We start from the raw sequence: 12,943 nt of genomic DNA on the forward strand, positions 1-12,943 counted from the left end.
TTAAACCTCAACGACCATTACGGTTACGACCACGCGGCGCTTTGGTATTTGGGCGAGTGGTACCATTGGTCTTACGACGCGGCTTCTCATTTTCATCCATCTGCCAGATACGCTTAGTTCCTGACTTTTTCTTATTCGGATCTTTTTTATCTGCATCTTTATGCTTATGCTGCATCGGTTTACCGCCAGTGCCACCCGGTTTTTTAACATAAGAGCGCGAACGATAAGGTTTATCCTCTGGCACATCCTTAAAGTCAGGATAAAGTAGTGGTTCAATCTCAGTTTGTTCACCGGGTTGCAAACCTAGTCGAACCAAATCAATCGAACCAATTTTGGTACGAATCAAGCGTAAAGTAGGAAAGCCAACAGTAGCCGTCATACGACGTACCTGACGGTTGCGTCCTTCACAAATTGAAATTTCAACCCAAGAGGTTGGAATATTGGCACGAAAGCGTACAGGCGGGTTACGTTCCCATAGCCAATCTGGCTCTGAGACTTTAATTGCAGTGGCAGGTAAGGTGAGACCATCAGCCAGCTCTACGCCTTTACGTAATTGTTGCAATGCTTCTTCAGTGATATCTCCATCCACCTGAACCAGATAAGTTTTATATTTTTTATTACTTGGATGAGTAATGAACTGATTTAAACCACCATGATCAGTTAAAAACATTAAACCTTCTGAATCTAAATCCAAACGTCCTGCAATACGTAATTCAGGATCATGAATAAAACTTGAAACAGTTAAATGCGCACTATCCTCCCGAAACTGGGATAAGACATCATAAGGCTTATTAAAAACAACAATTTTCATATCAATAAACTACTTTGGTTATTGGTCATCACCGTTAATAAAAGGTTTTTATTTAATGGAGAAATGTAGTTATTCAACCTTAAAATCTCAAAAAAACCTGTTTTGGATTAGACTATTAGCGATTAAAAAATAAACTTTAACGTATGTCCTTAGGGGCACACGTGATTCGCCAGTTTAAAAAGGGAGAACCTAGACAATGGGTTATCAAAAGATCGTGGTTCCAGCGGATGGTGACAAAATCACAGTCAATGCAGACTTATCACTCAATGTTCCAAACCATCCAATCATTCCTTTCATTGAGGGGGACGGTATTGGTGTGGATATTACACCAGCTATGAGAGCAGTGGTAGATGCTGCTGTGCTAAAAGCGTATGGTGGCAAGCGTTCAATCGAATGGATGGAAGTATACTGCGGCGAGAAAGCAAATACTATTTATGGCACGTATATGCCCGAAGAAACTTTTGAAGCATTACGTGAATATGTCGTTTCTATCAAAGGTCCGCTCACGACGCCAGTGGGTGGGGGTATTCGTTCACTGAATGTCGCTTTGCGTCAGGAATTGGATTTGTATGTCTGTATCCGACCTGTTCGCTGGTTTAAAGGAGTTCCGAGTCCTGTTCAACATCCCGAACAGACCAATATGGTGATCTTTCGTGAAAATTCAGAAGATATCTATGCAGGGATTGAATGGAAAGCAGACTCACCTGAAGCTAAAAAAATAATTAAGTTTCTTGAAGAAGAAATGGGCGTGACCAAAATTCGTTTCCCTGAAAGTTGCGGTATTGGGGTCAAACCTGTATCTAAAGAAGGTACACAGCGTCTCGTGCGCAAAGCGATTCAGTTTGCGATTGATCATGACAAGCCAAATGTGACTTTGGTACACAAAGGCAACATCATGAAATATACCGAAGGTGCATTTAAAGAATGGGGCTATGAACTCGCCATTGAGCGCTTTGGTGGTGAACTCATTGATGGCGGACCTTGGGTAAAAATTAAAAATCCTAAAACTGGCAAAGACATTATTATTAAAGACGTGATAGCCGATGCTTTTCTGCAACAAATTTTGTTACGTCCTAGCGATTATTCTGTGATTGCAACCTTAAATCTAAATGGCGATTATATTTCCGATGCCTTAGCTGCTGAAGTGGGTGGGATTGGAATTGCGCCAGGTGCAAATATTGGCGGAGCTGTTGCGGTTTATGAAGCAACGCATGGCACAGCGCCGAAATATGCAGGTCAGGATAAAGTCAATCCGGGTTCGATTATTCTTTCGGCTGAAATGATGTTACGTGATATGGGTTGGACAGAAGCTGCGGATTTAATTATCAAAGGGATTTCTGCTGCAATTGCTGCAAAAACCGTAACCTATGATTTTGAACGACTCATGCAAGGCGCAACACTATTGCGTTGTTCTGAATTTGCAAATGCGATTATCCAGCATATGGATGATGAATAGTTTGAAAATAACCTCTCATCCTAGAGAGGTTAATTTTTTGGACTTCATCATGTGTTGAAATAGTAGACTTCTTTCATCATTGTTTAACCCCCCCTTTATTTTCCTCCCATAGGGCAAATTAAAAGGGAAGAATGAAAGAAGTTGAGTATTGGATGCTAAATAAATCAGTCATGTTATATTTTAACAAATTCATTTAAATAAAATGCTTAGAAGTAAAAACTATAAACATAGGCGTTACTGTCTAACCAATTAAATCATGAGGGGCTAGTTTCGTAACAGCTATCTATGCTCCAATATTACCAACGATTTTTGTCAACTTTCAGGTGTCTGAATGAACTGGCCCTTGCTGATCAATATTATTATTTTTATTGGATTAATTATTTTACAGACGCGGACGCATAAAACTCACTGGAGTTTGTCAAAAAAAGTCCTCACAGGTTTGTTGCTGGGTGTGTTATTTGGATTGGGTTTACAGCTGGTGTACGGTGAGTCGAGTCCAGTAATTAGCGCATCCATGCAATGGTTTAATATCGTGGGTAATGGCTATGTCAAACTGTTGCAAATGGTGGTGATGCCCTTGGTTTTTATCTCGATTTTAGGGGCTGTGGCTAAACTGCATAATGCCAGTTCTTTGGGCAAAATTAGTTTTTATACCATTGGGATTTTGTTGTTTACTACGGCAATAGCCGCTTTTGTCGGTGTCGGCGTAACCCATTTATTTGGCTTAACAGCTGATGGTTTGGTACAAGGCACACAGGAAACAGCCCGATTATCAGCACTGCATAGTGATTATATCGCTAAAGTCACGGATTTAAATGTACCACAGTTATTGTTGTCATTTATTCCTACCAATCCTTTTGCAGATTTAACGGGTGCAAATCCGACATCCATTATTAGTGTAGTGATCTTTGCTGCTTTCTTAGGGGTGGCAGCATTAAAGCTGCTAAAAGATGAGCCAGAAAAAGGACAACGTGTATTACGCGGAATCGAATCTTTACAAGGTTGGATTATGAAGCTCGTACGTTTGGTCATGACTTTAACCCCTTATGGTGTATTTGCGCTCATGACCAAAGTCGTTGCAGGCTCAAATATGGCGGATATTTTAAAGCTGGGTGGATTTTTGATTGCGTCTTATCTGGGTTTAGCGATTATGTTTGCAGTACACGGCATTTTATTATCGCTATCAGGGATTAATCCACTCCGCTTCTTTAAAAAAGTCTGGCCAGTTTTAACTTTTGCATTTACCAGTCGTTCCAGTGCGGCAAGTATTCCTTTAAATATTGAAGCGCAAACGCAGCGTTTAGGTGTACCTGAGTCAATTGCCAGTTTTTCAGCATCTTTTGGTGCGACCATAGGTCAAAATGGTTGTGCAGGTTTGTATCCTGCGATGCTGGCAACGATGGTTGCCCCAACTTTAGGAATTAATACTTTTGATCCTTTATGGATTGCAACGCTGATTTTGGTTGTCACTTTAAGTTCGATTGGAGTCGCTGGTGTGGGTGGCGGTGCAACGTTCGCGGCATTGATTGTATTGCCTGCCATGGGTTTGCCTGTTACTTTGGTTGCACTTTTGATCTCGATTGAACCGTTAATTGATATGGGACGTACCGCATTAAATGTGAATGGTTCAATGACCGCAGGTACCATCACCAGTCAATTGATGCATCAGACCAATAAAGATATTTTAAACAGTGACGATGATTCTGAGCTGAGTCATGGTTAAACTCAAAATTTAAGACAAGGAAAAATCTAGAATGAAAATGTATCAGGTCGATGCTTTTACCCAGCAATTATTCAAAGGAAATCCTGCTGCGGTTTTGGTGGTAGAAGCTTGGCCTGATCAAGCACTGATGCAATCGATTGCTTTTGAAAATAATCTATCTGAAACGGCGTTTGTCAAAAAACTTGATGATGAAAACTATGCGATTCGTTGGTTTTCACCGATGGATGAAGTGGCTTTTTGCGGTCATGCGACCCTTGCAAGTGCATTTGTACTATTTAGAAATTATACTCAGGCAACAACGCTACAATTCCATGTTAAAGATTTAGGCATTTTTATCGTGACTCAAGCGGAAGGTGGCAAAATCTTAATGAATTTTCCAATTCGCCGTGCTGAAAAGTTGAGTGAGTATCCTGCTATTTTAGATGAAGCATTGTCAAAACCATTTAAAGCGGTATATGCCAATCCGCAAGCTTATATTGTGCAGTACGAAAGCGTACAGGATGTCTTGGATGAACAACCTGATTTAGTCAAACTCAAGACATTGGGTAAAATGCGTACTGCAATTACAAGTTCAACACTGGATGTTGCGATCACCGCATCGGATAGTATCGAATATGACTGTGTATCACGTTATTTTGCACCTGCGATTGGTATCGATGAAGATCCAGTCACAGGTTCAATTCATACCGCAATTGTCCCTTTGTGGGCAGATCAATTGAATAAAACTGAGCTGATTGCTTATCAAGCTTCAAAACGAGGTGGTGTGTTATATAGTCGTCTTTTAGAAAATGATCGAATTGAAATAGCGGGATATGCGGTGTTATATATGCAAAGTGAGATCGAAGTTCATGCATTATAAAAATACATTCTTTTTTCAAGTGGAATAAATTGCTGCCACGCGTTAAGCTTATTTTCATGTCGTCAAATCATAATAGCGATATATTTCCACTATTAATACAATAGCTATAGACGCAAGTATTTATGAAAGTTTTCCCGTCCTCTGAGTACACACAGATCATTCGTTACACAGCGTATTGGGTGGTTGCTTCTGTGATGATTGGGTTAATTTCAGGCTTGTCATCCAGTCTTATTTTTGTCTGCTTTGATCTTGCCAATCAAACTCGAATCAGTTATCCGTGGTTGGTCTATTTCTTGCCGTTTATTGGCTTATTGATTGGATATTTGTTTTATTATTATGGGACGCCGATTGAGAAGGGAACTCATTTGCTGATTGATGAAATTCATCACCCTCGGGCTTTTATCCCCAAACGAATGACACCTCTGGTTTTTTTTACAGCAATCTTGACGCAAATTTTTGGCGGTTCTGCTGGACGCGAAGCGCCTGCGGTACAACTATCGGGTGCATTGACCGATCATATTACCCAAGCGTTTAGAGTGCCTGGAGATAACCGAAAAATATTTCTGATTGCCAGTATTGGTTCAGGTTTTGCCGCTATTTTTGGACTGCCATTGGCTGGGGCAATTTATGGTTTAGAAATTACTGCATTAGGCAAATTGCGTTATTCTGCGGTGTTTCCTTGTTTTGTTTCTGCACTGGTTGCCTCGCAAATTCCTGAATTATTTCATATTAGTCATCCTCATCAGTATTATGTCGTTTCGAGTTTCCCAGATTTTAATTTCACCACCATCTCGAGTCTGATTGTCGCGGGATTATTATTTGGATTTGTGGCTCGCATTTTTATTGCTTCTATTTTATTCGTCAGTAAACAACTCAATCATTACGTGCGCTTTATGCCATTTAGACCAATGGTGGGCGGTATTTTAATTATGCTGATGACGATTATCGTGGGGCATCAAAAATTTAATGGTCTAGGTGTTGGCAGTATTATCTCCTCGTTTTATATCGATTTACCTGTAACTGATTTTCTTGGAAAAATCATTTTTACCGCAACCACCCTCGGTTCAGGTTTTAAAGGTGGGGAGATTACGCCACTATTTTTTGTTGGTACAACTTTTGGCAACGCCTTAGGTCAGTTTTTACCTCTACCGATTTCATTGCTTGCAGGTTTGGGATTAGTGAGTTTATTTGCTGGTGCAAGTAAAGCACCACTGACGTCTATCGTATTGGCAATTGAGTTGTTTGGAGCAGATATCGCGCAGTACGCAGTCATTACCTGTTTGTTGGCTTATTTGTTTTCTGGAAATTGTGGTCTATATATCCAGCAGAATTTAAAATTACGTGGTGAAGAGTAGCCGCGTTTTCAAAACTTCACTATAAAAATATTGTGGATTTTCATACTATAACGGCGTTCAAATAATTCATATGACTTAATTAATTTTTGGAATTTTTATGTTAATGCGGTTTAAACAACTTACTCTTTCGTTGTGTTTTCTTGGTTTAAGCGCAACTGCTTGGTCACAAACCGTATTGGTCAAAAGCGAAAAGAATATCGAAGAATATAAGCTGGATAATGGTTTTCGGGTCGTTCTTGCCCCAAACAATAAAGAAAATAAAGTCTTTGTAAACACCATTTATTTTACAGGTTCTTTAAATGATCCAAAAGGCAAGGGAGGACTGGCACATCTTTTGGAGCATTTGGCATTTAAGGGCACGCAGGATGTAAAAGGGGATGAGTTTCAACGTAGGCTTGATCAGTACACACTCATGACCAATGCCAGTACAGAATATTATTCTACACGTTATACCAATATTGTACGTCCCGAGCCACAAGCCTTAAATGAAATTCTATATTTAGAATCGCAACGAATGGATAAATTGGTATTACAGAAAAAATTTGTACCTTCTGAGATTGAAATCGTCAAACGCGAACGTGAAATCCGCATGGATCAGCCATTTTCAGTGCTGATGGATCAAATGTTTAAAGCGGCGTATGGCAATCAATATTTAGGTCGTTTACCGATTGGCGATTTACCCGAGCTCAAATCGATTCAACTGGATGAAGTCAATAAGTTTTATCGAACATGGTATGCGCCTAATAATGCTGTAATGGTCATTTCAGGGAAATTTGACAAAGCAGAAGTGTTGAAGAATATTGATAAAAACTTTAGCCCAATTGCTGCACGTACGATTCCTGCCAGTGTACAAGTGCCAAAACTGGATTCAAGTAGAATCAATCCACGCAACTTTTTAGTTCAAAAGGGCAGTGATTTGGCTAAGTTTCATATTTATATGAATGGACAAAATCAGAAAATCCAACCTGCATTGGCACTTTCGCCGTTACTTTATACCATGCAACCGAGTGGACATTTATATCAGGGATTAGTTGAAACGGGGATCAGTACAGCAGTTCAGTCGACTACATGGTTAGATCAGGATTTTAACCTTGTGTTTTTAGGTGCAATTTATGCGCCGAATAATGATGAGAAAAAAGTCGAATCTACCCTGATTTCTCAGGTGGAAAATGGCAAAGCATTTGACGACATTGAGTTAAAACGTGTCAAAACTCTGATGCAAAATCAGGCAGATCTGATCATGAATGACGCGACTGCTTTGGGTTCGCGTTTGAGTGATTATATTGTCTCCTCAAAAGGTAATTGGGGGCAATATTTTAATGATCTGGATGCGGTGCAGAAACTCAATGTGAATGAGGTTAATCAAACTTTAAAACAGTTTTTAACGCCTGAACATCGTATTGCGGGGGATATTAAACCCACCCCAGAAGAACAGAAAAAGGCACTGGAACAAAAAAAGCAGCAGGAAAAACCCAAAACGCTAGATCAACAACAAGCTGCTGAAGAACCTTTAAAAGATGTCAGTATTTATAAGCAGGAAGTCAGTCAATATGTAAAATCATCGGCAGATTATTTACAAAATACTGAGAAAAAAATTCAACGCGGTAAACTTAAAAACGGTATGCAATATGCGTTGTTCCCAACACAAACCCGAGATGATCGTGTTTACGCTACGATCACGCTTGATTTTGGTACGGAAAAATCTCTATTTGATAAAGGTACAGTGCTGGATTTAACTTCTTATTTGTTGCTGCGTGGTTCAGACAAATATACTTTACAGCAAGTTGCTGATAAATCGATTGAAGCGGGCGGTGCTGCGACAGCGACCAGTGCAGATAATGGGATGACCATTAATATTCAAGCGCGTAAAGACAAATTTGAAGACTTTTTTAAATTTGTGGTCGAGGTGATGAAACATCCAAGTTTTGAGCAAACCCAGTTTGATTTGATTAAGTCACAAAGCTTGGCCAGTCTGGATCGTCCATATACTGAACCTGAGACAGTAGCTGCTTTGAATTTGGCACGACTTATTGAAATTTATCAACCGGGCGATTTGCGTTACCACTTTGAACCTGAATTTGCAAAAAAGCAGCTTAATCAAGCGACGCAGGCACAAGTCAAACAGCTTTATAATCAATTCTTTGCCATGAATCATGCCCAAATTGCAATTACAGGCGATTTTGATGCTAAAAAAATGCAGCAATTCATCGCTCAATCATTTGGTTCTTGGTCAAGTTCACAGCCTTATCAGAAAATTTTATCGACAGATACAGATTATCCTGCTCAGAAAATACATGCCTTGTCTGAACAACGCGAATTTGGAAACTATCAAAGTATTTTGACTTTCCCTGTGGGGGTGGATCATCCCGATGCACCAGCGTTGATTGTCTTTACCAATATTTTAGGTCAATCACAATTATCTTCACGTTTAGGGCAGGAGCTTCGTGAGAAAAATGCGCTGGTTTATGGCTTTGGTAGCGATTTGCAATTGGATAGTGGCACCAATGTGGGTGCATTAACCATTGAAGCTAACTATACTGCAGGGCGTGGTGAGCAAGTTTCTCAAACGGTGCATCATGTCTTGCAAAAGTTATTGCAAAGTGGAGTCACCGAACAAGAATTAGAATCTGCCAAGGCTGATATTTTGAAAAAACGAGTGACTACGCTTGAGGATGAACGCAGTATTCATCGTATGCTGAATAGTCAGTTAGAACGTGGTAAAAATATGCTGGATCGAGGACAACGTGATCGAGATATTGCTAAGTTAAGCAAGGCGGATATTGATGCTGTGATTAAAAAATACATCAAGCTCGATCACTTTGTTGAGGTCATGGCTGATCAATATGGTCAAACTGTAAACAAACCATAAAATTTAATTGTTCAATGGGCTGCCCAATCCATCTGCCTAAGTTTTAGGAGTAGATGGTTTGGCAGCTTTTTTATAAATGTGGATTTGGATTTGACTCAATAGTAAAAAAAAGGCTATGTTAATTTTGTTGAAAATATAAAAGTTCAAAATAAAGGTAAAATCATGTTGAATAAAAGCACAAGATCGTTCGTTATCATTGCATTAATTACATTATTGGGCAGTCCAGCCCTTGTTTTAGCCAGTACAGAAACCAGTACAGTTCGCAGTCAAAATGGAAGCTTGGTTTATCTTGGGGATAGTTACGCTAATCTAATGCAAAAAATGCAGCAAGCGCCTGTTTCTCAGCGCAGTTATGAGTGGGAAGAAAATCGCAAAAAATTAACCGCAGTCGATTATATCTATTTGATTGATAATACCTATTATACAGTGACCATCGTGAATAATGTCGTTAAAAAAATTGTTTGGGATCGTAAAATTGATCACTAAATTTTATAGACTTCTTTCATCACTGTTTAGATTGTCTTTATTGTCTCCCAAACAAAGAAATAAAAGAATTGATGAAAGAAATCTTAAAATAAAAGACATAAAAAAAGCCCGTAAGGGCTTTTTCTCAATGGTTGTGATCGTGTTTATGATCATGCTTATGCGTATGAAATTCTTCATTTTCACGAAAGCGTAAATAGTTATCAAACTGTTCGCAATACTCGTCATAATTATCTTCAAGCATCATTTGGAACTGTTGCAAAACATATGACATCACTTGTTGTTTGGCATCACGCATTTCATTGCCATCTTTAAAGTTATTGGCAGCAACCCAAGTATTAAAACGCGCTGTTCCAAATAACATGGCTGCACTGACCTGACCGCGAACTTCGGCAGGATTTGGTTTTTCACCCTTCTTAGGGCGGCAAAACTCATTGGCAAGTTTAATAAACTCATCAGCACGCTCAAAAAAAACTGCATTTAAAGCTTCTTCTTCAGTGATATCAGTGGCATCAATTTTTTGAGACATGGCTTTTTCCAACACAAACGAATGCAGCTATTATACGTGAAAGCCTTGCATAAACTAAACCTTTGATCTAGGCTTAAAATAGCCTAAGTAAATTTAAAACAGGTGCTTTATGCAAGATGCAATCGCCATTCAACGTTTAAAAACGGACATCGCTGTATTGCGTCAGCATAGTTGGCCACCTGAACATCTGGAGCATGTCGAAGGTTTACCGATTTATTATGGTTTGCAAAATGAAGTTGAACAATATTATCTTCAATGGAAAGAATTGATTGAAAGGGCACAAGCGCTATGCCAGCCTTTTATGCAAGATGAAGTCTTAGATGCAATTCATTTACCTAGCCATTTAAATTTACCACTATTCTTCTTTCATGTTGATCGGATTCGGATTAATAAAACTCGGGCGAAAGAATCCAAGACCTTTAGAGGTGTTGCCAGCTTAATCGAAAAATGTGGACAGTTTGACACAGATCAAATTTTTGCTATGCAGCAATGGCTGGAAAACGATGACACAGCCGCTTTAGTGGCTCATCGCGAATTTATTGATTTAAGAACTTATGTTTTCCAGCATGGGCAAAGTGACTATACCCGTACTCGATTTTATGTAAATGGTATTATTTTAGGGGTTGAGCCGCATTTTAAACTGGTCGATGCCCGTGAAAAACCAAGAAAACAACGTAGTGATAGTTATCAAGACCCAATTGCAGACAATGGCGTCTGGAAAGTCTTTGCTAAGCATCGTTAATATAAACATGAGACCTAAGTCTAAAACTTAGATCTCATTAACTTACCAAAACACTTTAATGTCTGCCAATTTCTTCAATGCTTGTTCGGACTCATGTAAAAGTTGCTGCTGTTTCGCTTTACTCCAACCCACGGCAAACCAGTATTCAGCTTGTTGATCGGCAGATTGACTAAAGACCTGCTCAGTCACGTGTAAATCGTTATATAAACCAAGTTTGTCTTGAACAGCTTGCAATTGTTTTAGATATTTTTTTACCGATTTTCCATCATATAAGCTTGAAACAAACTCAATGCAATAACGTAATCGTTTACACCGTTTACGGGTACGATGTCTTGCTTCAACTTCAAGTTGACTAAAATGATCAGCATCATGAATGATGTTCTGATGCAATTGGTTCAATGACTTCTCGATTTTTTTCTTGAGTTTTGATGATTCTTTATGATTTGTTTGCTCGTGATAACTAAATGCTAAAAGTTGTAGCAGCAAGCACATGGTTTCTGTTTTTTGAAAAAGTAGATGAAGCTGTTCATCTATTATTGCCGTTTCAGGTAAATTTTGAAAAGGCGCGTCTGCTTTTAATAATTCAGGCAATATTTCATCCCGAACCACGTCTAAATCACGAGTTGTCCCAAGCGCCTGAAAAATTTGCTTAAGCTGCGGCTCCCATAAAGGATCAATATCTTCTGACCAAGATTTAAAACTTTTAAAAATACTACGCATACGTCGAATCGCGATACGTGCCTGATGAATGTGTTCAGGATCAGCAAACCCATCTGCAATCACTGCGACATTGGGTAATAACTGTTGCAATGTATTTGACACCATTTTTCGTATGGCGGCATCTGGGGAATCTTTTTTACTTAATATCAAACTTTTGGCTTTCACCGCAGGAGATGCTTTTTGTTGAATTGACAATAAATTACCCCGTTCAGCTTTACTACGCACATCGAGCCAAAGCTGATATTTTTTCACCCATTCTTGGGTAAATAAAATCAATTGTTCGGGTGAACCTTGCTTTAACTCAAACTCAACTTCGCAAATTTTTTCGGATAGCTCTGCTGCGGAAACGATGCCATCATCCAGACAAACTTCAATGTCTGTTTCATCAATGGAAAAAATTTTAAAAGTACGCTGAACATCTGTTTTAAATTGCAGCATTAACTGCTGTTGTTCACCTAATACTTGGTCAAGTAAATCTTTAACAACTTTATTTTCAGAAAATAGCTCAAGATTTAATTCGGGTTCAATATCACATTGACCTAAATGAACTTCATGTTCAATGCGTTCCAAATGGTTTTTACCCGAAGCTTTAAAAGTTTGTACCCAATGATCACCTTCCTGACGTAACCGAATAGCCATATGATTTTGCGCAAGTAAACGTTCAGTCGTGTCATAGTACTTGGCTTGTAAACGAATTTTTTGGGCAGTTTTGGGCTTTAGTGCTTGCAATACACTTTTTTTCTTACTCTCAGGAAGCTGAAATTTTAGTTCAATTTCGACCATGCGCTTACTCCTAAAACTTCTTTAGATTTTAATGGTTTAATTTTGCTTAAGCATAACATTAAAAGCTGTTTTGAAATTGTAAGATTTCATGAGGTTAGCTTTGATCGTTGTATATCAGAATACATCTAACATGTTCTATTACTCCATTTCATATTACCAGAAAACAGGCTTTTTAAAGATTGAGCTTTCAGGTAAAGTCAGGAATAAATAGTCTCAGGATGATGACCATGAATGCGCCAGTAAAGTTTCAAAAAAATTCCAACAGCAACCTAAATATTCAATTACCCATTAGAAATTATCAGGAATTTTATCACTTCTATCTCACCGAACATCGCAATATTTTAAGCCGTCGTTTACATGTTACGGGAAGTAGTGTAGGGCTCTATTTTTTGAGTAAAGCAATTCGTAAGCGTCAACCGAGGTACATTGCTTATGGATTATTTTCAGGTTATGCCTGTGCGTGGATTGGACATTTTGTTTTTGAAAAAAATAAACCTGCCAGTTTTAAGCAGCCACTTTATAGTTTTATTTCAGACTGGAAAATGTTTTCAGATGTGGTTCGAGGTCGACTCAGTTTAAAAGATCGAAAATTGGATAAAATTAATAGTTGATT

Annotated in this window: 11 protein-coding genes; 8 read left to right on the plus strand and 3 right to left on the minus strand. The window is 38.8% G+C overall.

Annotated elements, in window-relative coordinates; all coding sequences use genetic code 11:
* Positions 1 to 7: 7 nt before the first annotated feature.
* A complete protein-coding gene (locus tag JR005_RS09450; protein ID WP_004987060.1) occupies positions 8 to 811 on the minus strand; it encodes an rRNA large subunit pseudouridine synthase E in 804 nt (267 codons plus the stop codon).
* A 196-nt stretch (positions 812 to 1,007) separates the two neighbouring features.
* Between JR005_RS09450 and icd the strand changes: the two genes are divergently transcribed.
* The 6 genes from icd to JR005_RS09480 all read left to right on the plus strand — a co-directional run bounded on the left by icd (position 1,008) and on the right by JR005_RS09480 (position 9,559).
* Entirely contained in the window at positions 1,008 to 2,267 is a 1,260-nt protein-coding gene (gene icd, locus JR005_RS09455) for an NADP-dependent isocitrate dehydrogenase (protein ID WP_004987058.1), read from the plus strand.
* 331 nt (positions 2,268 to 2,598) lie between these two features.
* Positions 2,599 to 3,990 (plus strand): L-cystine transporter, encoded by a 1,392-nt coding sequence (locus tag JR005_RS09460; protein WP_004998686.1) that lies wholly within the window; start codon positions 2,599 to 2,601, stop codon positions 3,988 to 3,990.
* 31 nt (positions 3,991 to 4,021) lie between these two features.
* Entirely contained in the window at positions 4,022 to 4,849 is an 828-nt protein-coding gene (locus JR005_RS09465; protein ID WP_218664964.1) for a PhzF family phenazine biosynthesis protein, read from the plus strand.
* A 122-nt stretch (positions 4,850 to 4,971) separates the two neighbouring features.
* Positions 4,972 to 6,204: a voltage-gated chloride channel family protein gene (locus tag JR005_RS09470; RefSeq protein ID WP_004987052.1), complete on the plus strand. Its 1,233-nt coding sequence runs from the start codon at positions 4,972 to 4,974 to the stop codon at positions 6,202 to 6,204.
* A 97-nt stretch (positions 6,205 to 6,301) separates the two neighbouring features.
* Positions 6,302 to 9,073 (plus strand): M16 family metallopeptidase, encoded by a 2,772-nt coding sequence (locus JR005_RS09475; RefSeq protein WP_004987045.1) that lies wholly within the window; start codon positions 6,302 to 6,304, stop codon positions 9,071 to 9,073.
* A gap of 162 nt (positions 9,074 to 9,235) precedes the next feature.
* Positions 9,236 to 9,559, plus strand: a complete 324-nt coding sequence (locus JR005_RS09480; RefSeq protein WP_004987044.1) for a hypothetical protein — start codon at positions 9,236 to 9,238, stop codon at positions 9,557 to 9,559.
* A 124-nt stretch (positions 9,560 to 9,683) separates the two neighbouring features.
* Here the strand turns inward: JR005_RS09480 and JR005_RS09485 are convergent, their stop codons facing one another.
* Positions 9,684 to 10,085: a DUF3144 domain-containing protein gene (locus tag JR005_RS09485; RefSeq protein ID WP_004987043.1), complete on the minus strand. Its 402-nt coding sequence runs from the start codon at positions 10,083 to 10,085 to the stop codon at positions 9,684 to 9,686.
* Between the two features lie 109 nt (positions 10,086 to 10,194).
* Here JR005_RS09485 and JR005_RS09490 point away from each other — a divergent pair, with 109 nt between their 5' ends.
* The gene (locus tag JR005_RS09490; protein WP_004987041.1) at positions 10,195 to 10,827 is read left to right on the plus strand and encodes a hypothetical protein; all 633 of its coding nucleotides are present in this window, start codon (positions 10,195 to 10,197) and stop codon (positions 10,825 to 10,827) included.
* A 42-nt stretch (positions 10,828 to 10,869) separates the two neighbouring features.
* On the opposite strand, the gene JR005_RS09495 is transcribed toward JR005_RS09490, so the two are convergent.
* Complete coding sequence (locus JR005_RS09495) at positions 10,870 to 12,330, minus strand: CYTH and CHAD domain-containing protein (RefSeq protein ID WP_004987038.1); 1,461 nt, start codon at positions 12,328 to 12,330, stop codon at positions 10,870 to 10,872.
* A gap of 227 nt (positions 12,331 to 12,557) precedes the next feature.
* Here JR005_RS09495 and JR005_RS09500 point away from each other — a divergent pair, with 227 nt between their 5' ends.
* Complete coding sequence (locus JR005_RS09500) at positions 12,558 to 12,941, plus strand: DUF962 domain-containing protein (protein ID WP_004987025.1); 384 nt, start codon at positions 12,558 to 12,560, stop codon at positions 12,939 to 12,941.
* Positions 12,942 to 12,943 lie beyond the last annotated feature (2 nt).

This window comes from Acinetobacter sp. Colony158, from assembly GCF_019264745.1.
Taxonomy (GTDB): Bacteria; Pseudomonadota; Gammaproteobacteria; order Pseudomonadales; family Moraxellaceae; genus Acinetobacter; species Acinetobacter ursingii.